This window comes from Glutamicibacter sp. NPDC090743, from assembly GCF_044769125.1.
Lineage (GTDB): Bacteria > Actinomycetota > Actinomycetes > Actinomycetales > Micrococcaceae > Glutamicibacter.
In genome coordinates this window covers 205066-225872 of sequence record NZ_JBIVXE010000002.1, presented here as the reverse complement: position 1 = coordinate 225872, position 20807 = coordinate 205066, and the positions used below count along the sequence as shown (strand labels likewise).

The 20807-nt window shown below is 62.4% G+C and carries 22 protein-coding genes; 12 read left to right on the top strand and 10 right to left on the bottom strand.

Annotation, left to right across the window (positions count from 1 at the left end; translation table 11 throughout):
• Positions 1-15 precede the first annotated feature (15 nt).
• Complete coding sequence (pstS, locus tag ACIQTS_RS04435; RefSeq protein WP_286134369.1) at positions 16-1092, top strand: phosphate ABC transporter substrate-binding protein PstS; 1077 nt, start codon at positions 16-18, stop codon at positions 1090-1092.
• A 54-nt stretch (positions 1093-1146) separates the two neighbouring features.
• On the opposite strand, the gene nhaA is transcribed toward pstS, so the two are convergent.
• The 6 genes from nhaA to ACIQTS_RS04405 all read right to left on the bottom strand — a co-directional run bounded on the left by nhaA (position 1147) and on the right by ACIQTS_RS04405 (position 7448).
• Positions 1147-2424, bottom strand: a complete 1278-nt coding sequence (nhaA, locus tag ACIQTS_RS04430; RefSeq protein WP_402471549.1) for a Na+/H+ antiporter NhaA — start codon at positions 2422-2424, stop codon at positions 1147-1149.
• Between the two features lie 86 nt (positions 2425-2510).
• Positions 2511-2672: a hypothetical protein gene (locus ACIQTS_RS04425; protein WP_166650850.1), complete on the bottom strand. Its 162-nt coding sequence runs from the start codon at positions 2670-2672 to the stop codon at positions 2511-2513.
• Positions 2673-2740: 68 nt separating this feature from the next.
• Positions 2741-3382 (bottom strand): GntR family transcriptional regulator, encoded by a 642-nt coding sequence (locus tag ACIQTS_RS04420; RefSeq protein WP_402471546.1) that lies wholly within the window; start codon positions 3380-3382, stop codon positions 2741-2743.
• An 88-nt stretch (positions 3383-3470) separates the two neighbouring features.
• Positions 3471-4958, bottom strand: a complete 1488-nt coding sequence (tcuA, locus tag ACIQTS_RS04415; protein WP_402471543.1) for an FAD-dependent tricarballylate dehydrogenase TcuA — start codon at positions 4956-4958, stop codon at positions 3471-3473.
• 95 nt (positions 4959-5053) lie between these two features.
• Positions 5054-5818 carry a response regulator gene (locus ACIQTS_RS04410; RefSeq protein WP_402471541.1) on the bottom strand — a complete coding sequence of 255 codons (765 nt, stop codon included), beginning with the start codon at positions 5816-5818 and terminating at the stop codon, positions 5054-5056.
• Positions 5811-7448 carry an ATP-binding protein gene (locus ACIQTS_RS04405; protein ID WP_402471538.1) on the bottom strand — a complete coding sequence of 546 codons (1638 nt, stop codon included), beginning with the start codon at positions 7446-7448 and terminating at the stop codon, positions 5811-5813. The genes ACIQTS_RS04410 and ACIQTS_RS04405 overlap by 8 nt, the downstream gene beginning before the upstream one ends.
• Before the next feature lie 155 nt (positions 7449-7603).
• On the opposite strand from ACIQTS_RS04405, the gene ACIQTS_RS04400 reads away from it, so the two are divergent.
• From ACIQTS_RS04400 to ACIQTS_RS04375, 6 genes are all read left to right on the top strand, one after another.
• Complete coding sequence (locus ACIQTS_RS04400) at positions 7604-8590, top strand: Bug family tripartite tricarboxylate transporter substrate binding protein (protein ID WP_402471535.1); 987 nt, start codon at positions 7604-7606, stop codon at positions 8588-8590.
• Entirely contained in the window at positions 8587-9153 is a 567-nt protein-coding gene (locus ACIQTS_RS04395; protein ID WP_402471533.1) for a tripartite tricarboxylate transporter TctB family protein, read from the top strand. The genes ACIQTS_RS04400 and ACIQTS_RS04395 overlap by 4 nt, the downstream gene beginning before the upstream one ends.
• Positions 9154-10683: a tripartite tricarboxylate transporter permease gene (locus tag ACIQTS_RS04390; RefSeq protein ID WP_105658753.1), complete on the top strand. Its 1530-nt coding sequence runs from the start codon at positions 9154-9156 to the stop codon at positions 10681-10683.
• A 189-nt stretch (positions 10684-10872) separates the two neighbouring features.
• Positions 10873-11427, top strand: coding sequence for a type 1 glutamine amidotransferase domain-containing protein (locus ACIQTS_RS04385; protein ID WP_402471531.1), 555 nt, complete (start codon positions 10873-10875; stop codon positions 11425-11427).
• A gap of 211 nt (positions 11428-11638) precedes the next feature.
• Complete coding sequence (locus ACIQTS_RS04380; RefSeq protein WP_402471529.1) at positions 11639-11800, top strand: hypothetical protein; 162 nt, start codon at positions 11639-11641, stop codon at positions 11798-11800.
• Between the two features lie 135 nt (positions 11801-11935).
• A complete protein-coding gene (locus tag ACIQTS_RS04375; RefSeq protein WP_402471527.1) occupies positions 11936-12067 on the top strand; it encodes a hypothetical protein in 132 nt (43 codons plus the stop codon).
• 295 nt (positions 12068-12362) lie between these two features.
• Here ACIQTS_RS04375 and ACIQTS_RS04370 read toward each other — a convergent pair whose 3' ends face one another.
• The gene (locus ACIQTS_RS04370) at positions 12363-13589 is read right to left on the bottom strand and encodes an SIR2 family protein (RefSeq protein ID WP_402471524.1); all 1227 of its coding nucleotides are present in this window, start codon (positions 13587-13589) and stop codon (positions 12363-12365) included.
• Between the two features lie 225 nt (positions 13590-13814).
• Between ACIQTS_RS04370 and ACIQTS_RS04365 the strand changes: the two genes are divergently transcribed.
• On the top strand, positions 13815-14120 hold the full coding sequence (locus ACIQTS_RS04365) for a helix-turn-helix domain-containing protein (protein ID WP_332499278.1): 306 nt from the start codon (positions 13815-13817) through the stop codon (positions 14118-14120).
• Complete coding sequence (locus ACIQTS_RS04360; RefSeq protein ID WP_402471522.1) at positions 14121-14498, top strand: hypothetical protein; 378 nt, start codon at positions 14121-14123, stop codon at positions 14496-14498.
• Between the two features lie 408 nt (positions 14499-14906).
• On the opposite strand, the gene ACIQTS_RS04355 is transcribed toward ACIQTS_RS04360, so the two are convergent.
• The 3 genes from ACIQTS_RS04355 to ACIQTS_RS04345 form a co-directional block, all read right to left on the bottom strand.
• The gene (locus ACIQTS_RS04355; protein ID WP_105658756.1) at positions 14907-15374 is read right to left on the bottom strand and encodes a DUF4383 domain-containing protein; all 468 of its coding nucleotides are present in this window, start codon (positions 15372-15374) and stop codon (positions 14907-14909) included.
• Between the two features lie 154 nt (positions 15375-15528).
• Positions 15529-16227 (bottom strand): hypothetical protein, encoded by a 699-nt coding sequence (locus ACIQTS_RS04350; RefSeq protein WP_402471519.1) that lies wholly within the window; start codon positions 16225-16227, stop codon positions 15529-15531.
• Positions 16228-16405: 178 nt separating this feature from the next.
• The gene (locus ACIQTS_RS04345) at positions 16406-17200 is read right to left on the bottom strand and encodes a YsnF/AvaK domain-containing protein (RefSeq protein ID WP_402471516.1); all 795 of its coding nucleotides are present in this window, start codon (positions 17198-17200) and stop codon (positions 16406-16408) included.
• Positions 17201-17618: 418 nt separating this feature from the next.
• Between ACIQTS_RS04345 and ACIQTS_RS04340 the strand changes: the two genes are divergently transcribed.
• The 3 genes from ACIQTS_RS04340 to ACIQTS_RS04330 all read left to right on the top strand — a co-directional run bounded on the left by ACIQTS_RS04340 (position 17619) and on the right by ACIQTS_RS04330 (position 20786).
• Positions 17619-18704, top strand: a complete 1086-nt coding sequence (locus tag ACIQTS_RS04340) for a YbdK family carboxylate-amine ligase (RefSeq protein WP_402471514.1) — start codon at positions 17619-17621, stop codon at positions 18702-18704.
• 278 nt (positions 18705-18982) lie between these two features.
• Complete coding sequence (locus ACIQTS_RS04335) at positions 18983-20245, top strand: MFS transporter (RefSeq protein ID WP_402472140.1); 1263 nt, start codon at positions 18983-18985, stop codon at positions 20243-20245.
• 70 nt (positions 20246-20315) lie between these two features.
• On the top strand, positions 20316-20786 hold the full coding sequence (locus tag ACIQTS_RS04330; protein ID WP_402471511.1) for a GNAT family N-acetyltransferase: 471 nt from the start codon (positions 20316-20318) through the stop codon (positions 20784-20786).
• The last annotated feature ends 21 nt before the right edge of the window (positions 20787-20807 follow it).

The following is a 20807-nucleotide window of genomic DNA, read 5'->3' as shown; positions in this document are numbered from 1 at the left end:
ACCGCGATTGCCAGCATGGGCCTGGTCCTGCTGCTTTCGGGCTGCGGGTCGGACTACCCGCTGGGAGAAGAGCAGCGCAAGGCCGCTGAATCGAATAGCTCTAGCCTCCAAGGCACGCTGACCGGCGGCGGATCCACCGCGCAGAATTCCGCCATGAATGCCTGGACCACCGAATTCTCCACCATGCACCCCCAGGTCCAGGTGCAGTACGCCTCGGTGGGCTCCGGCGCCGGACGCGCCGGGCTCCTGGCAGGCGGCACCGAATTCGCCGGATCCGACGCTTACCTGAAGGAAGAGGAAGTCCAGCGCTCCATCGAGACCTGCGGCCCGCAGGGCGCGATCAATATCCCGGCGTATATTTCCCCGATCAGCATCGCCTTCAACCTGCCGGGCATCAAGGAATTGAACATGGATGCCCCAACGATCGCCAGGATCTTCTCCGGTGAGATCCGCTCCTGGCAGGACCCGGCCATCGCCCAGCTGAACCCGCAGGTGCAGCTGCCCGACCTGCCGATCACCGGGGTGGCGCGCGCCGACGATTCTGGCACGACCGAGAACTTCACAGAGTACCTGCATGCGGTAGCTCCCGAAGCCTGGCCGCACGAGCCGGATGGCGGCTGGCCGGACGCCACCGGCTTGGAGAAGGCCCAGGGCAACGCCGGTGTGGTGACCACCGTGACCCGCGCCGTGGGCGCGGTTACCTATGCCGATGACTCCCTGGTGGATAAGTCGCTGGGCAAGGTGAAGCTGAAGGTCGGCGAGGAATTCGTGGCAGTCAGCGGGGAATCAGCGGCCAAGGCAGTGGCCGAATCAGAGCGGGTCCACGGCCGCGGTGAGCATGACATCGCCCTGGAACTGGACCGCAAGACCACCGCCGCCGGCGCGTACCCGATGGTGCTGGTCTCCTACCTGCTGTTCTGCAGCGGCTATGAGGATCCGCAGACCATGGAACTGGCCAAGACCTTCGGCCAGTACGTCGTCAGCGACCAGGGGCAGAAGACAGCGTCCGACTCGGCCAAGAGCGCGCCGATGCCGCAGCAGCTGGCCGAAGATGCCCGCGAAGCCATCGATTCGATCACCGCGCGTTCCTGATTCGGGCGAACAGCCCTGCTGCATCCATCCGCAGGAAGGATGCAGCAGGGCTAGCTATGCAGCAGTCTTGGCCGCCGCGCGGTACGCGCGATTTCGCGACCCGAGCAGCGCCGCGCCGATGACCGCGGCCAGCAGCGAACCGCACAGCACCCCGACCTTCACGTACTGCGCTTCCTCGCCGCCCTGGCCGAAGGCCAGCTCGCCGACCAGCAGGGAGACGGTGAAGCCGATGCCTGCCACGAAGGACAGCCCCAGCACATCAGGCCATTTGATGCTGCCATCCAGCTTGATTCCCGGAAGCCTGGTGACCAGGAAGGTGGCGGCGGTGATGCCCATCGACTTGCCCAGCACCAGGCCGGCAATGATTCCCAGTGCCACCGGGCTGGCCAGCGCTTCGCCCAGTCCGGACAGGCCGCCGACCGGAACACCGGCAGCGAAGAAGGCGAACACCGGAATGGCGATGATGGATGAGGGAATGGACCACCGGTCCGCGAAGTGGGCGGCCAGGCCTTCGTGGATCACTTCGCCCTGCTCGGTGCTCCCGGTGCGCACATGCGCCCGCTGGGTGGCAATCACCGGAACCATGAAGCCCAGCAGCACGCCGGCCACCGTGGCGTGGATTCCCGAGGCATGCACCAATGCCCAGACGGTGGCGCCGAGCGGGATCAGGACCCACCAGGCGCGGACCCCGCGCTGCACTGCCAGCGCGAATGCCGCCAGTGGCAGCACCGCGAGGAGCAGCGGCAGCCAGGCCAGGTCATCGGTGTAGAAAATGGCGATGATGGAAATGGCCAGCAGGTCATCGACCACCGCCAGCGTGAGCAGGAAGGTGCGCAGGGCAGGGGGCAGGAACTTGCCCACCACTGCGATCACGGCGATCGCGAAGGCGATATCAGTGGCTGCGGGGATTGCCCAGCCGTTGATGGCGGAGCTTCCCGATGCGGAGATGACAAGGACGTAGAACAGTGCCGGCAGCGCCACGCCGCCTACGGCTGCGGCCACCGGAACGATCGCCGTGCGCGGATTGCGCAATTTGCCGACAACGAATTCTTCCTTGAGTTCCAAGCCGACAACGAAGAAGAAGATGGCGAGCAGGCCGTCAGCGGCCCAGGCTCCGACCGAGAGATTCAAGTGCAGGGACTCGGGGCCGAAACGGAAGTCGCGCAACCCCTCGTACCATGGGGCTGCAGGGGAATTGGCCAGGACCAAGGCGGCGAGGGTGGCGCAGAGCAGCAGCAGTCCGCCCATCGAGTCCTGCTTGAGGGTTTGGCGGATTCCACGCCACAGGGCGTGGGGTGCTTGGCGGGATACGCCAGTTGAGGGGTATGGCAAAGTAACGGGTCTTTCTGGGATCCGGGAAAAGGGCACGAGGGCGCGCGGAATCCACCGGAGAAAAACCAGGAATCGGGACCGCGCAACTAGTGGCGCGGTGGCGGGCAGCCGGCGATCTCGCCGTGGGCGTTGGTTCCCCAGGAACTCAACCACCCATTGGTGCCGCTGGCTAGCTTGGTCAGCAGTTTTCCCTTGGGGAAAACGGCAGCGAGAAGCCGCTGCGCATGCGTTGAGACAACCAGAGCCATGCTTCCAGTCTACAGACCAGCGATGCATTGGCCTAACTCGAGACGTCCCGGCTGCCGTGGGCCCGACGCTAATGCATCAGGCTGGCGAACATCTTCAAGCGCAGCGCCTTGGCGGTGGCCATGTGCGCCTGGATGAGTCCGCTGGCTTTGGCGCTGTCGCGCTCGCGGATGTTGTCCACGATGCACTGGTGCTCATCCAGGGATTCGGTCCACCGCGAGCCAACCGAGAGCGTGGATGTAGGAGCATGGATCTGGTGGGTGGCCAGGCGCTCCAGCAGATCCTCCAGCACCGGGTTGTGAGCGGCGCGCCAGAGCGCGCGGTGGAACTCGATGTTGGTGGCCAAGCGGGTGGCGTCATCTGGTTCGGCCAGTGCGCGGTCCCGGTCAACCAGGGCCTGCAGCCGCATCAGGTCCACTTCGGTGCGCACCGAGGCGGCTTCCTGGGCGGCCTGGCCTTCGAGCAGGATGCGCAGGTCGTAGACCTGCATGATCTGTTCGGGGTCGATTTCCTTGACGAAAAGACCGCGGGCGCGGCGTTCCAGCAACCCTTCATGCAGCAGGCGGGTCAGGGCTTCGCGCACCGGGGTGCGGGAAACTCCAAAGCGTTCTGCCAGGGCGACCTCGCGCAGGGCATCCCCGGGCTGGAATGCGCCTTGCAGCAAGTCGTCCTTGAGCTGGGCATGGATTGAATCCGAATCGAGCTTGGCCATGATCCCCATTCTCGTCTAAGGCTGGATGGCGGGTAAAACCCTTGTTCCGCCAGTACAGGCGTACTGGCGGAACAAGGGGATTTAGTACTTAGGCAAGGTTACCGGCACGCCGGCCGAAGACCACACCGGCAGCCAGGCCGGAACCGCCCGGGTAGTTGGCCGAGAACAGGCCGCCGAGCATTTCGCCGCAGACGTACAGGCCTTGGATGATCTCGCCGTTCTCGTCCAGCACCTGGCCGTCGGTGTTGCCCTTCAGGCCACCGAAGGTGAAGGTGATGCCGCAGGTGACCGGGTAGGCGTAGAACGGGCCGGTCTCAAGCGGGTTGGCCCAGTTGCTCTTAGGCGGAGTTACCTTCGCGGCGCGCCCATCGAGCACGTTCGGGTCGTAGGCGATGGAGGTGTCGATGGAAGCATTGAATTCCGAGACGGTCTTGGACAGCGCCGCTGGATCCACGCCGATCTTCTGCGCCAATTCCTCAACGGTGTCGGCGATGACCTCGGAGATCTCCGGCATCTCGTACTCTTCGGCGCGCAGCATCGGACGCAGCGAAGCGTCGAAGACCTGGTAGGCGATGGAGTCCGGCTGCTGCAGGATGACCTTGCCGTACTTGGCGTAGGTCAGGTTGCGGAAGTCCGCGCCCTCATCCAGGAAGCGCTCGCCGCGGTTGTTCACGATGATCCCCAACGGGTAGGACTGGCGGGTCAGGCGGTTGGTCAGCTCGCGGTTGGATTCGTTCTTCGGGGTCAGCGCGTCCCATTGGACCGAGTGGCAGGTGCTCCAGTCCCCGCCCTTGGCGGCGCCGATTTCCAGGCCGGCGGCCAGCATCTCGCCATTGTTGAATGGGGTGCCGCGGACCTTGGCGTTCTGCCAGCCTTCGCCCAGGTGCTCCTGGCGCCATTGCGGGCTGGATTCGAAGCCGCCGGCGCCGAGGATGACCGACTCGGCGCGCAGTTCCTGCTCTTCGCCGTTGGCGCGGACCTTGACGCCCACCACCTTGCCCTCTTCCACGATCAGGCCGTAGACGTCCTGCTCGAAACGGACTTCGGTGCCCAGCTTCCGGGCTACTTCCAGGTGGTCCTTCATCAGGCCTTCGCCGCCGTCGACGTTGCCCACGTGCAGGCCGCCCCAGAACAGGTAGCCGCCCTCCGGGGTCTTGTAGGCCTGGCGTTCGTACATCAGCCGGTACTTCAGGCCCAGGGACTTGAGCCAGCGCAGGCCGGGTGCTGCTTCCTTGACCAGGACTCCGGTCATTTCCTTGTCGTTGCGGCCTTCGGTCACCTTGGCGATGTCGCCGGCGTAGTCGGCCTCGGAGTAGGGCGGAACTTCGGAGAGCGGGTGGCGCTCATCGAATTCGACCAGGTCCTGCAGGTCTTCCAGGCCGTTGTGCGCGATGCGGGTTGCGCCTGCGGTGTAGTAGCTGTTGCCGCCGAACTGGTCGCGCGGAGCCTTTTCCAGGAGCAGTACCTTGCGGCCGCGGGTCACTGCCGCGTGCGCTGCGGTGAAGGCAGCGTTGCCGCCGCCGACCACGATGACGTCTGCGACGTTGGCAGCGGTTTCCTGAGCATGGGTTGTCATGAGATGGCCTTTCGGAAATGAAGACGTGGGAAAACGTGGATCCGAAATTAGTGTATACACTAATGTGCATTAAAAGCCAGTGGAGTGCAGGAAATTCAGCCGACCCACGAATACCGGTGCTCGGGACGGCCTGCCGAACCGTAGCGCGGACGCAGCTGAGCCTTGCCCACCGTGACCAGGAAGTCCAGGTAACGCCGGGCACTGACCTGGGAGATCCCGCAAATTTCGGCAACCTCCAAGGAAGACAGGGTGCCATCCGGCTGGCCAGGTGCGCTGCGCAAGGCTTCTCCGACCAGTGCCATGGTGGGCGCGGTGAAGCCCTTGGGTAATCGTTCGGTCTGGGCGCCGGTGACGGCCCCGGGGGCCAGTTCGAGGACTTCGGGGATCCTGGCATCCCCTCGTCCACTGGCGGCCTGGAGCAGCTGGTCGATCTCGGCCTGGCCCAGCTCGTCGATCTGCTCCTCTGGCTGCGCCACCGCTCCGGGCTGCTCCGAAACGCGCTGGGCATAGAGCGCCAGACGCTGCTTGAACTCGTCCACGGTGAAGGGCTTGACCAGGTAATCCTCGACGCCGTGGCCCACTGCTTGGCGCACCGCATCGCGTTCATTGTTGGCGGTAATCATGATGACGTGCGCGTCGGACCCAGCTGCGCGCAGCTGGGCCAATACTTCCAGCCCGGTCAGATCCGGCAGGTGCACATCGAGCAAGACCAGATCCACCTGCCCGGATTGCACAAAGGGAACCACGCCGGAACCGCGCTCCAGCACGCCGACCACTTCAAAATGCTCCATGCCCTGCAGGTAGCGGCGATGCAGCCCGGCCACTGCGAAGTCGTCATCGACCACGAGTGTCTTAATCATTGAAGTAATCTCCTTGCGCGGGAACGGGAATGCTCTGCTTAACCATAGGTCGCTTCGACGGAGGCCAGGCGACGATGACCTCGGCTCCGCCCAGATCACTGGACCCGAACTTCAGCACGCCACCGCGCCGGGTCCGGATGCGGTCCACCAGGGCCAAGCCGATGCCCCGTCCGTGGACTGCTCCCGGCGCCCCGGTTTTGCTGCTGTAGCCAAGCTGCACCAGGCGGGCCGCGTCGCCTTCCTTGATGCCCGGGCCGGAATCGCTGACCGCGATGCGCATGCCGGTGGGCCCGGCGTTCAAGTGCAATGACACCACGCCGCCATCGCCGGCGGCCTCGATGGCGTTGGCCAGCAGGTTCGAGGCGACGGTGATGGCATCGTCGTCAATCGCGGTTCCGGGAACCACCGCGGAGAAAGGATTAAGCTCCAGCCGGACCCCGGCTTCGCTGGCCACGGCCTGCTTGGCAACGAATAGCGCTGACAGGGTGGGGTCGCCCAGATGCGTTTCCGGATGCTCGCCGCGAGCGCCGGAGAAACGCTGGATATGCTCCTTGGCTTCTTCGTATTCGCCGATGGACATCAGCCCCGAGAGCAGGTGCAAGCGGTTGGTGAATTCGTGGGCCTGGGCGCGCAGCGTATCGGCCAAGGACCTCTGGCCGCGCAACTCGCGCAAGGTCTCTTCCAGCTCGGTATGGTCGGTCAAGGTCAGGGTGCGTCCATAGTGCTTGGGACCCAGCATCGCCTCGCGGCGGGTGGCAATCAGCACCCGTTCTCCGGAAAGCACGTTCTGCACCGATTCGGCCTCGGGGGAGTCGCTGCGCAGCAGGTCCACCAGGCTCTGGTCCAGGACCTCTTCGGCTTGCTGGCCCACAGTGTCCTCGGGAAGGTCCAGCAGCCGGCGCGCTTCTCCGTTGACCAAGGTGAGCCGGCCATTGCCATCCACGCCCAGCACGCCGTCGCTGACTCCGTAGAGCACCGCCTGCTGCGCCTGCTTCAGCGAATCCACCTCTTCGGGATCAACCCGGTAGATCCTGCGGATGGCCCGTTCGGCCAGCGCGGCCGCCAGGGAGCCGATGGCCACGGCCAGGATAATCCACGGCGCGAATGCCCAGACGATATCAACCAGGCTGGCGCGCACCTTGCTTTGCAGGATGCCCACAGAGATGGTGCCAACGATCTTCCCCTCATCGAAGACCGGTTGCTTCACCCGCAGGGTGACGCCCAGGGGGCCTTCCTCCACGCCCCTGAAGGTTTCGCCGTTGCGGATGGACTCATGATCCGAGGAAACCGGCTGGCCGATGGACCCGGGATCGGGGTGGGCCACGCGGATGCCGTTCAGATCGGCAATGGTCACATAGTCCACTCCGGATGCCGATTCGGCCAGGTGGGCCAGCGGTGCGACGACTTCGGCTGCGTTTCCGGGATCCTCGGCCAGCGCGTGGCTAATCGGGGCCAGCTGGGCCGTTTCCTCGGCCACCAGGGCGACGCGGCTGAAAGCGCTGTCCTCCACCCGGTTGATCTCGAAGCGCATCACGATCACCGAAACTGCCAGCAGCGTGATCAGCACGATGGCTAATTGCAGGAACAGGATGCGAACGCGGAAGCGCTGGCTGTTCTTTATCCATTGCATGGTGGACCCGCTTGCTCCCGTTGTTTTTATTTTCTTAATTGCCCGTTATGACCAGAACCGCATTCCCGGTGTGTTTCGGCTCACTTTGACTGCACACTGGGAAAGGCCGCACCGGGAATCGGTGAGGTGAATCACTAACAATGAGGTTACGGAAAATGGTGAGCAAACGCATCTTGAGCCGGTCCCTGTACGGCGTTGTCGTCGTGGCGGTAGCGGGACTCGCATTCACCAACGCGGCAGCGTCGGGCGGAGAGTCCTCGGCGCGGAACAAGTTGGTCATCATGGCACCTGCCTCGCCCGGCGGCGGCTGGGACGGCTTCGCCCGTGAAGCCCAGCAGGCACTGAAGTCCATCGGCGCAGTGAACAACGTGCAGGTCACGAACATCCCCGGAGCTGGCGGCACCATCGGCTTGAGCCAATTCGTGCAGATGACCGGGCGCCACGACATGCTCATGGCCACCGGAGGGGTGATGATCGGCGCAATCGAGCTGGCCAACTCCGAAGCCACCATGAAGGACGTGGAGCTGGTCGCGCGCATGTCTGATGACTACGCGGTGCTGGTAGTGCCGGCCAAGTCCGAGATCAAGACCCTGGACGAGTTCATCGCGGTCTGGAAGAAGGACCCGGGGAAAACCTCGATTGCCGGCGGTTCGCTGGGTTCGATTGACCACCTGCTCACCGGTGCGGTGGCCCAGGAAGTGGGCATCGACCCGTCCAAGGCCAACTACATCGCCTACTCCGGCGGCGGCGAGGCACTGACCTCGATGCTGGCAGGCACCACCGTTGGCGGCATGTCCGGCTATAACGAAGTAGCTGACCAGATCGAGGCCGGAAACCTGCGGGCGCTGGCCATCTCCTCGGAAGAACGGCTGCCGGGGGTCGACGTCCCGACCTTCAAGGAACAGGGAGTTGACGCGGTCATGGCCAACTGGCGCGGCTTCGTCGGTGCCCCGGGCATCACCGAAGAGGACAAGCAGGTCTTCGTGGACATGGTCCACGAAATCCATGAATCCGAGCAGTGGAAAGATGCGCTGGAGCGCAATAACTGGACCGACAGCTTCATGATCGGCAAGGAATTCGAAGACTACGTAGACAGCGAAATCGAAGTCACGGAACAAATCGTCAAGGGACTGGGACTATGAGCATTCAAGCACCCCAAGCAACAGAAGGCACCGGCAACGGCACCGGCACCCGCCGTAACGACGCCCCTGCCCAGAACTTCTTCAGCGGGCGCAGCGAACTGGTCGTCCCGGCTCTGGTACTGGCCCTGGCGGTCTTCCTGACTTGGCAGACCGCCACCATGGAGGTACTGGGCAAGTCGGTCCCCGGCCCGCAGTTCTTCCCGACCATTGTGTGCGTGCTGCTCTACGGTGTGGTCATCGCCCACACCATCCAGATTTTCCGCTCCCCGCGTGGCGGCGCAGCCGCGCCGGCCGCGGAAGAAAAGCAGTACAAGACCCAGTCGGACTGGAAGACCATGGGCATGGTGGTTGCCGGCGTCATCGGCTTCATCCTGATCCTGCCCTACGCCGGCTGGATCCTCAGCGCGGCAGCCCTGTTCTGGGTCGTTGCCCGCGCACTGGGCAGCAAGAAGGCGCTATTCGACGTGAGCATTGCACTGCTCTTCTCCTGCGTGATCCAGTTGGCTTTCAACGCCGGACTGGGATTGAACCTGCCTGCGGGATTCCTGGAAGGACTGCTCTAGATGGAACAGCTCAATCTGCTGCTTGAGGGATTCTCAAACGCACTGACCCCAATGAACTTGCTGTGGGTGCTGCTTGGTGCCCTGCTGGGCACCGCCGTAGGCGTGCTGCCCGGCCTGGGCTCGGCGATGGCCGTGGCGCTGCTGCTGCCTATTACCTTCTCGCTGGATCCCACCGCCGCGTTCATCATGTTCGCCGGCGTCTACTACGGCGGGCTGTTCGGCGACTCCACCTCCGGCATCCTGCTCAATACGCCAGGCAATTCCTCGGCGATCGCCTCGACCTTCGAAGGCCACCGGATGGCCCGCAGCGGCCTGGCCGCCAAGGCCCTGGCAACTGCGGCCATGGGCGCCTTCATAGGCGGCCTGCTGGCCACCACCGTCGTGGTGTTCTTCGCCCCGACCCTGGTCAAGCTGGCCACCGCTTTCGGTCCGGCTGAATACTTCGCGCTGGCGGTCTTCGCCTTCCTTGCAATCTCCTCGGTAGTCTCCGATTCGATCGTCAAGGGCCTGGTGGCCCTGGGCATCGGTTTGGTCTTGGCCATGGTCGGGGTGGATGGGCCTTCGGGAACCATCCGCTACACCCTGGGCCTGCCGCAGCTCTTCGACGGCATTTCCATTGTGGTGATCACCGTGGGCCTGCTGGCCCTGGGCGAAGTACTGCACATTGCCTCGCGCATCCACCGCGACCCGGAAGCCGTGAAGATCAAGCCAAGCGGCCGTCCGCGCCTGCACCGCCACGACATCAAGAAGGCCCTGCCTGCATGGCTGCGCGGTACCGCTTTCGGCCTGCCTTTCGGCATCATCCCTGCTGGCGGTTCCGAGGTGCCGACCTTCCTGGCCTACGGCACCGAAAAGCGCCTGGCCAAGCGCCGCGGCGATATCGAATTCGGCCAGATCGGTTCCATCCGAGGCGTGGCTGCTCCGGAAGCCGCTGGCAATGCCACCGCGGGCACCGCCATGGGCGCCTTGCTGGCCCTGGGCCTGCCCACCAGCGCTACCGCGGCCATCATGATCGCCGCCTTCCAGCAGTACGGCATGCAGCCAGGCCCGCTGCTGTTCGAACGCAGCGGCCCCATGGTGTGGACCCTGTTGGCCTCGCTGTTCATCGGACTGGTGATCCTGCTGGTCATGAACATGCAGTTCGCGGTGCTGTGGGCCAAGCTGCTGCTGGTTCCGCGCCACTACCTGTACGCAGGCATTACCGTGCTCTCGGTCCTCGGCGTCTACGCCATCAGCGCCGCGCTGCTGGATCTGTGGATCCTGCTGGGTGTAGGACTGGTTGGATTCGTGATGCGACGCTACGAGATCCCCTTGGCTCCAGTGCTGATTGCAGTGATCCTCGGCCCGCTGGCCGAAACCGAGCTGCGCCGAGCACTGACCGTCTCGGAAGGCGATGCGGGCATCCTGGTTTCCAGCGGAATCACGATTACCCTGTACTCGATCCTCGCATTGACGCTGGCATTCACCGCCTACAAGCACGTGCGTGCTAGCAAGAAGGCCAAGGAAGATGCCGAGCTGATCAACGCCTGATCATCTCCTTCCCAGCACAGCAGGCCTTGCCGCTTCTACCGCGGCAAGGCCTGCTGTGCGCGTTCAAGGCGCATGGCAGCACTGCGAAGGCCCGATCCGAAGCCGGCAGCTGGATGCTTCCTGACTGCTGCTTGCCTGCGGTAGCTGCCCAGAGCACAGTGGGCTGTGGACGATGAAAGGAGCATGAATATGCCAGACCTAGCAGGCAAGAAAGTTCTTGCGGCAGTTTCCAACCGCGGAGTCGAGCAGGATGAGCTGAAGAAGCCAGTAGAGCACTTGCGCCAAGCCGGTGCGGAGGTGGTGATCGCGGCCCCGGAGGCCGGCCAGGTCAAGTCGCTGGTCGGCGATTGGGATTTGGGGGAGGTCTTCGAAGCCAGCGAAACGCTGGCAACAGTGAACGAGCAGGATTTCGATCTGCTGCTGATCCCCGGCGGAACGCTGAATGCCGACAACCTCCGCTTGGATGCCGATGCCCAGCGCATTGCCAAGTCCTTTGCCGGTTCTGGCCGGCCGATCGCTTCCATCTGCCATGGGCCATGGCTGCTGGTGGAAACCGGATTGGCCAAGGGCAAGACCTTGACCTCGTACACCTCGATCAGGACCGATGTCGTCAATGCCGGCGGCACCTGGAAGGACGAACAGGTTTTCCGCTGCCCGGCAAACGGCTTCGTGCTGATTACCTCGCGCAATCCAGGCGACCTTGATGCGTTCAACAGCGCCATTGCCGCGGAGCTCGGCTCCTAGCAATTGGCGGCCAGCCGGCAAAGCCGCCGTCGAAGCCAGCCTTCTGGACGGCGGCTTCGCTGCGCTGGGACCAAAGCACGCCATCCAGGGCTTTGGCGATCGAAGCGCACGCCACCACGCTGTGGTTATCGCGTAAACCCTCATCGAGGATGCCTAATCCCAGCACGACTTCACCGAAGCCGATAGCATCACCGCGGTCCTCGCCTGGCGCATGGACGCCCTTGTCGAAAACCGCAATGCCACCCACACCAGCGCCGTTCGCCGACTGCGCGAGGTCAACCAAGACCACCTGCTAGCGTTGAAAGAACGCGCCCTGGTCCGCTCCGAGGCCGGCGGCACCCCGTACCGCAAGAGCGCTGTCGAGCTTGCCTAAGCTGAAAAGATCTCGCCGCTGACTCGCCGGCTGTATGGTCACCTGTCGCAGGAAGAGCTGGTTGCTAGGATCAAGCGCACCGATGACGAACTGATCCGCCAGATCGTCTCAGCCGCGGACGACAACGGAGCCTACTTGTCTTGGTCTCTTAACCGGCTGCGTTTAGAGCAGAAGCTGCGCCGGGACATGCCAGAAGCCGTCGCCCAAGCAGAGACCCGCGACCGCGGCCACAAGAACCTGGCTGCCACCAGCGGCACCGTCCTGTGACGCATCAGTACCGAGCTGAAGCTGCGTAAACTGGAACAACTGCATTTAGGACAGCGTCGTGAACCGAACCCGTTGGGCGAGTGGTTCGCACCGCGTGAGCCGTTGGCTGATCCGCGATGAAGCGCAGCGCCTCGGACCGAGCGGACCGACTCTGAGATAAGGAGTTTGAGCTACGCACGACATTGAACGCGCGCTCAGGCCAATAACCTGGCTTAGCAGCCTGCCTAATGAAAGACAGAAGGCAACCGGGCGTTGCGCAATTAGCTGTGCACTCTCTGACTGACGATGCCCCTATTCAGTTTGCATTAGGGGAGGTTCCTACCGGTTCCTTAGACCACAGATCGTTCGCTTTAAGTCCATTGGAAGCAGTCTCGTTGAAAACTCTCAGATTCAGTTTTCGACCTTCTGCAACCCAGTTTCTCTCGGTAGATGCCGATACCAGCTGGCTACTAAAGTTCTTCTGTCCAAAAGTTCTTGGATCGTCGTTGAACGAAGGGTCAATAACAGTTAGGTCTCTCAACTTGGAAGAGTTAATCCATCTTGTGAGCGCCACGTTGATGTGTTCGTCACGGAACGAGTAACCAACAACCAAAAGACGTTCTGCATCGCTTAGCATATTTTCAAATTCACGGAGCATGGATAGGAACGGGCCGTCCGCCCGGAGTTTACCCCGTGCCCCAAAGACGACACCGGGAACACTAAAATGCCGTTCTAGGCCATCTTCCTCGGTGACTACTTTTGTCTCAGGAATACCTCCAAGACCGTCTTCTTGTTTGATTCTCCAGTCGATAGAACCATGGATCTTGAGCAGGCGAACCTCAGCTCCTGGACTCCATTCCCAGTCGCTGCCGCCAGTCCATCCATTGATCCCTGTATCTAGGGAAACGTTATTTTGTTCGCATAGAAGCTCAATTGAACGGTCATAGTTGAGTGTGGCTATTTGAGCTGTACCGGTACTCATTTTGAGTAAGGGAGAAAGGTAGCTAACATCCTTATCCGTCACACTTACCAATTTGGTCAGAGCGCTTAACAGTTCTTTTTGAAGACTCTCGTAGAGAGTTTTGGTGGCTCTGGTTTCAGATGCGTTTAGTTCCTCGAACGCTTTCTTGATCATACGACTCGGAGTCTTAAAGCCGGTTCCTCTTTCTAGCCCTTCTCTAAAGTCTCGATCGAAGAAAGCTGGCATAGACGGGGTCGGCTTGATCTCTGAAAGCGTTGGAGACCATTGAACGAAGGGAGCGATTTCTAGTGTTTCTCGCTCTGCAAGCATCTGCACCGCAGAAAAGAGATCTTCAACATCGATACCGGCGTAGGCGCTAGCTCCGTTAGCGGTGCGATGAGCAATCATTGCACCTAGCGCATAGTTGACTGCATGAGTAATGCCAGAACGCTTATTCTGGAAAGTGTCGAGTGCTTCAACAATCTGCTGTGTCATATTGGTTGATCCAGGTACACCGGCGTCCATACTTGCACCAGCACCAAGCAAAATCACTGTCTTTTTGGCTTCATTATGACTATTCATATGTGAAGTGTATCTACGTTGTCCAGCCTTGAAATCTCATGTGTAGAAAGCTCGACTTGTTTAGAAGCATGTAAATTATCGACGTTCGAATACAAGGAGAGCCCCCTTTTTACGCTTGCAAACGCCAGCAGGCTGGCGGGTGGTTTTCTCTCTTCACTGAGTCTGCAAGCTGGTGGTCTCACAGACCTATTGGCACAATGGTTGGCTTATCGGCAGCATTGTGTCATGAGCGTGATGACCACGACCGAAACGGCGAAGCTTCTCGGAGTGAGTTCCGAAGCGGTTCGAAAAATGCTGAAAACCGGCCGACTGGAGCAAACCGGTGTTGCCGGCCGCACGATCCTGATTGATGCTGAGTCGGTTCACCGCGCGCACCGGGAAGGCAAGCGTACGGGACGGCTCTGGACGCAGCGAACCGCCTGGGCGGCTTTGAGCCTCCTGTCTGGTGCTGAGGTCTCTTGGCTGTCCGCGAGCGAGCTGTGGCGATTGCGCAAAAGACTCGCCACTCTCTCGGCGGAAGAAATTCACTAATTGGCACGCAACCGAGCTACTGCTCACCGCTATCGGGGCGGTGAGTCGGCGAAGCAGAAACTCTCCAAGGCCCTGGCGGACACCGGCGCTGGAGTGCTGGAGGATCCTGTCCTGGCCAATGCCTTCGGGCTCGCCGCCGGAGTGGACGCACTGGAAGGCTACGCAATGACTGGCTTCACCCAGAAGAATGCGCGGAAACTTGGGCTGCGGGAAGATCTTGGCGGAGACATCCTCATTAGGGAACCCGATTTCGTGCAGCCCTTGGAAGGCGGCCAGGTGCCAGTTGCGGCGATCGCGGTTGATTTAATGGACTCGATATCCACCCGTGAAGGCTCGGCAGGTCGAGCGAAGTTGGAGGAGCTGCTTAATGCCATCTGAGAGCAACTCGCGCACGACCGTGAGTGTCGCGATCCCTTCGGGCGGCCGCTCGCGAATGATCATTTTGCGTAACCAGCTCTCTGACCCGCACCACATATCGTGGGCAAGGTTTGATGATGAACTCCGTTTCGAAGGCCAGTATGCTCTGGAGATCCTGGCGAGCGATCCCTAGAACTTCGACCTGGATGATGAGCTGGGCGTTGAAGTCCTCCCGCAAGCAGCGGATGAGTTCCTCTGCGCCAGCGAACTCGCCTAGATTCCTGGGATTCACAGAATCCCGGCGTTCGGCGATCTAGGCATTCCAAGGCGTTGGGTATGGCGATGACGCTGAGGACTTTGCCATGGTTGCATGGACAAAGCGGGCACCCCGGCATGCCGGGGTGCCCGCTTCAGCAATTGAGCATCTGGTCAAGCCGCGTGCGGGTCCCGATGCTGTCCGGTCGCCTTGCGGGAGAGGAGCAATCCCAAGATGATCATGAGCGCACCGAGCCCCAGATGCAGCCAGTTATCGGCATCGTTCAGCGGGATGAAGTTGGCGGCGCTGTCGAAATCAATGACTAGCCCGTAGACCCACAGGGCCAGGTAGATGATTCCGCCGCCAATGAGGTAGCTGCGGGCAGCAGGCACGGTTCGCGCCATCAGGTAGCCGGCAACACCGAAGAGCAGATGCACGGCATTGTGCAGGTACGAGACCTGGAAGATGCCCAGCAGCTTGGCTTCAGAGTGGTGGCCGGCACCAGAGAGCGATTCGTAGTTGGTGGTGATTCCCGGAATGAATCCGAGGACACCGACCAGGAAGAACACGATGCCGACCGCCAGGGCGGCCTTCTGCACCAGCGGACGTGTTGCTATGACAGGATCTTTTGGATGTTCCATGATCTTGCTCCTTCATTCTGGCTGTTGCGATCGGAAGGAAACGTTGGCCAGGTATGGTGGCCGCCGTCATGCTAGCCACGCTAGGGGATTGCCGACTGGATGGCACGGGAATCTTCCAGTACCTAGGGAACGTCCAGCAACGGCGGTGCGTGGATCACTGGTGCCGCGGTGCGTGATCCTTGCTCTTCGCTTCGTCTTGCGTCTGGAGGAAGAATGCGCCGAGTGAGCCTGCCAAGGTAGCGAAGACCACCACGGAGTAGCTCGCCAAGATCAGCTGCAGGGCTTTGGAGAACGTATCCGTGCTGGTGATCCCGGAGTCGGTAATCGTTGCGATGGCGGTCTCGTACAGTGCGGAAGAATAGTCGCTGGCCGATTCCATCGCGTAGAGCAGTTGGCTGGAGGCGAGGATGACCACGGCGGTCACCGCAGCCAACCAGCCGATGCGGCCGCTGAGCAACCTGCCTGCGGAGCGCGAACCGCGGACCCCTGCCGAGAGGATGCCGCTCACCCGGGCGGCACGGCCCACCCGCAGCAGGCGGGAGGCCTGGAAAGCGCGCAGAAAACGCAAGAAAGGGAACAGCAGGAACAGCACCTGCCACCAGTTGCGGCGCCAGAAATCAGCTTGGGACCTGGCGATGATCGCCCGCAAGGCGAATTCAGCAGCGAAGATTGCCCAGAAAATCCATCCTGCGATGGCCAGCGTCCGGGTCCAGAACGGGTCGGTCACCAGCAACTGCCCGAGAACCACAAAGAGGAAGATCACGCCGAGCATCCCCATGGGACGGTCCAGGCGCGTGGCAAGCAGCTCGGCCTGTTCCCACCGGTAGATCCGGTGTCCTTTTTGCTTCGCCATGGTGCTTGCCTCCTTGGATCCCGAATCTAACCGGGTGCGGCAATGGATTCGAGGGCAACGGCGGATACCCAGCATGCTTCCGGAAAACGGATCGGGGCGGAACCCGGCACCCGCCTGATTCCGCCCCGATCACCGCTGCGTGCAGGTTCAGCTCCTGCGCTAAGCCAGCGCGCCGGCGCTAGCGGGTTTGCCGGCCGCCTTCCCAGCCCTCGGCCTGAACCTGTTCCTTGCGCAACTGCGCCTCGAGGCGTTCTTCCTCGATGACTGTTTCCTTTTCCAGGCTGACCCGCTCAACTGGCTCAACAGTCTTCTCTACGACGGGGCGTTCCTCGTGCAAGGGCACCTCCTGCTCGTCTTCAACCAGTTCTCCGCTGGTGCCAGTGGCTTCGGCATCCGTGAGGGGCTCGCGCTCAAGCCGCACTTCCTCATGGCTCACCGGCACGGTGGTGGCCACATTCTCGGTGACCACGTGCTTGCGCAGGCGCACCCTGCCGGTTTCCACGCTTTCGGTTCCCACATGCAGCCGCTCCTCGGAACGGATGGCAGAGGCCTGGGAAGTGCCGTCCACCGGATCACGCACGTCTTCCCGCGAATACTCGGCGCGGGCATCGGTCTCCGGGACGCCGAGCTGCACGGCGGCCTGGTCAGCTTCCTGGTAGGACAGGCTGTAGTAGTGGTAGAGCTCCTGTTCCTGCTCTGGGGTGAGCTGGCCCTCCGGATCGATGTTCGGGGCGTCCTTGACGGTCTGCTTGCCATAGGGCACCGAGAGCGTATCGCCGGCGACGGTTGCCTGGCTGAGCGGAACGAAGCTCTCGGAGAGGCCGAAGAGGCCCGTGCGGACGGTCGCCCATTCCGGCTGCCCGCTGCGGTCGTCAAGGAAAATCTGGCCGAATTTGCCGATCTTCTGGCCGTCGGGGCCAATGACGGTGCCGCCAATTGCGCTGAGTTCCTGAAGTTGTTCTGTGCTGATCATGGGTCTGTCCTCCTGCTGCGTTCGACTTCGGATCAATCCAGTAATTCCAGTCCGGCTGGCCAGCGGCCGGCCGGCTGAAGCTGCGCCTCCAAGTGGGCGTGACGGCCCGCAGCTTGGCTTCTTACGGTGCTTTGCCGAGCCGCGGTGATTAGAGCGTGGCACACTTTGCAAGCCCTTGCGCTGGGGCTTGTGCTTGCATGGCCGCAAGCTCAGTAGCAGCTGTGAAAAGCGGTCAGCAAGTGCCCGGGGCAGCTATCGGGCGTAGGGCGAGGCGGGTGCACGGGTGACGAGCAGCTGCTTCCGCGGCTGCTGCGAAGCTGGAAAATCGCTGGGTTTCCTGCTGGGAACGGCCGTCCCTGGCCAGCTGCCATCTAATGTTCAGTTCGTATTGCTGCCCAGGGAAGGCGAACCAGCATCCATGACCAGGACCTTTGGGATCGAAGAGGAATTCTTCCTCGTGGATCCGGAAACTGCCGCCCCGGTGCCGATGTCCGATGAGCTCAGCGCCCAGCTGCTTGGCCTCGAACTGCCGGGCACCACGGTCCACCGCGAACTTCTGGCCAGCCAGCTGGAAATCGTCACCGGAATCTGCACCTCTGCGCAAGAAGCCGTGGAAGCGCTGGTGCGGCGGCGCGCCGCCATTGAGCGGATATGCCGCGAATACCAGGTGCTCCCCTTTGCTTCGGGAACGGCGCTGGGGCTTCCGAGCACTACGGAGTTCACCAGGGGCCAGCGCTACGCAACCATCCACGAGTTCGTCCCGGGGATCGCCCGCGAGCATTTCATCAACGGACTGCACATCCATGTGCATGTCCCGGATGCCGCCGCCGGAGTCCGGGCGCTGAATGCCTTGCGCGGCTGGCTGCCGCTGATTGCGGGATTGGGCGCGAACTCTCCCATCTGGAACGGGGAGCCGACCGGCTTCGCCTCGTGGCGGACGGTGCACTACCGCAGATGGTCTGCGGCAGGCATCCCGCCGGCTTTTGCGACAGCGCAGGAATACCAGCAGCGCATCGAGGACATGATCACCTCCGGGGCGCTGCTCGATCCGGGCCATATCGGCTGGTTCGCCCGCTTGTCGGTGAACCATCCGACCATTGAAGTCCGCGCGGCGGACACGCAGATGGCAGCCGGCGAATCCGTGGCCCTGGCTTTGCTCATCCGCGCCATTGTGGATACCGCTTCGGCAACACGCAGCCCTGCCAGCACGGCAGCGTCCGAGGTTCTCGACCTGGGCCTGTGGCAGGCGGCGAAGTCGGGAGTGGAAGGCACCTATTTCGATAGCGAATCCAGGACTCCCGTGCCTGCCAAGGCCATGATCCAGCGGGTGCTCGATTACGCGGGCCGTCAATTGCAGCGCAATGGCGATGAACAATTCGTGGCCGATTACCTGGACTCGCTCGCGAATTTCGGCAATGGTGCCACGCGCCAACTTGAGAGCTGGAACCAGGGCGGAGCGAAGCAGGTCGTGGCTGATGCCGCCAAGCTGTTCGCGCAAGCCTGACAGGTTTTTGCAGGAGCAGCGCGAACAACCAGGGGAGCGGCGTGCATGGAGAAATACCGCGGGTTCGGCAGAGGCCTACTACTAAGGCAGGGAGTCGATCCTGCATGAACGGCCAGCACTGGGGTGCTGGGGCGGAGGAAAGTGATTCCTGCATACTCGCAACATCGAGGGGAATCATGAGCACTCCAGCTGCAGTACCCGGGCGCATGACCAAGGAGCAGAAACGCGTCGCGGGAGCGACCATGGTGGGCACCACCGTGGAGTGGTAAGACTACTTCATCTACGCCAATGCGGCGGCCCTGGTCCTGGCCCCGCAATTCTTCACTCCCGCCGAAGCGTCGCTGGGCTCCATCATCGCTTTCGCCACCGTCGGCATCAGCTTCCTCTTCCGCCCGTTGGGCGCGATCGTGATGGGCCGGGTGGGCGACAAGTACGGCCGCCGAGCGGTGCTGATCATCACCCTGGTCCTGATGGGCGTCGGCACCACATTGGTGGGCTTGCTGCCCACTTATGCGAGCATCGGCATCTGGGCTCCGATTCTCCTGATCTTCCTGCGCATCGTCCAGGGCTTCTTCGCCGGTGGCGAGTGGGGAGGCGCGGCACTGATGGCAGTGGAGCACGCACCGGATCATGCCCGCGGCAAATTCGGCGCCTTCCCGCAGCTCGGCGTCCCGGCCGGCATGCTGCTGGCCTCCGCGGTCAGCGCCATTATCGCCGCCGTTCTCTCCCCGGAGCAGTTCATGGCCTGGGGCTGGCGCATCCCGTTCCTGCTCAGCTTCGTGCTGATCCTCATCGGCTACTACATCCGCCAGCGCGTGGAGGAATCCCCGGTCTTCGAGGAAATGGCCCGGACCAAGCAGACCGAGTCGGCCCCGCTGTCCACGCTGTTCAGCAAGCACCCCAAGAAGGTCATCCAGGCGACGCTGGTATTCATGGGCAACAACACTGCCGGGTACATGCTCACCGGCGGCTTCATCCTGGGCTATGCAACGAACAAGCTGGAACTGCAGGCTGGCGACATCCTGAATATCATCACCATCGGCACGCTGGCCTGGCTGATCTCCACCTGGATCGGCGGAGTGGTCTCGGACCGCATTGGCCGCAAGAAGATGTTCATCATCGGCTGGGTGCTGCTGCTGGCCTGGCTCTTCCCGCTGTTCCTGCTGATCGAAACCCGGAATCTGGCCTGGGTCACCGTGTCCCTGGTGGTCTTCGGCGCTTTCATGGGCTTCTCCTACGGTCCGTTGCCGGCGCTGTATGCCGAGCTGTTCCCGGCCCGCATCCGCCTGAGCGGTTCCTCGATCAGCTACGCCCTGGGCTCGGTGATCGGTGGCGCGTTCGCCCCGACCATTGCCGCGGCGCTGGTGGGCCAGTTCAATACCACCGTGGCGGTCTCCACCTACCTGTTCATCTGGGTGGGCGCTTCGCTGATCGCAACCCTGACATTGAAAGACCGCACCGGAGCTGATCTATATCCGCAGGAAGGCGCAACCGGAGAATCGGGAGGCCACACAGAAGAAGCCGGCCCCGAGCATTTGTGAGCAGTGGCGGCGAACGGGCAACTAGCTGCCCGAAACATCTGCGATACAAACTGCTGATAACTTGTCGCTCATGACGTTGTCCATTGAACCCGCAGACTTCGAGGATCCCTCTCTGGGAGCCTTCCTCGAAGCCCACCTTGCTGACATGGCGCCGCAGTCGCCGCTGGAGTCCCAGCATGCCTTGGACTTGGCTGCGCTACGCCAGCCAACCGTCCGGCTCTGGACAGCGCAGAAGGATCATCGCATAGTGGGAACTTGCGCGTTGGCGGTATTGGAGCCGGGCCACGAGGAGCTCAAGAGCATGCGGACGGACCCGGACTTCCGCGGGCAAGGCGTCGCTTCCCGATTGCTGCTCCATGCTCTGGAGGATGCCGCGCAGCGCAAGCTATCGCGCATATCCCTTGAAACCGGAGCTATGGAGTTCTTCGCACCTGCACGCTCGCTGTACCGAAAGCACGGCTTCAAGCAGTGCCAGCCCTTCGGGACCTATCTGGAGGACCCCAACAGCATCTACATGACCCGGATACTTGAACTGGGCTAGCTCTGGGGCAGGACACTGCCA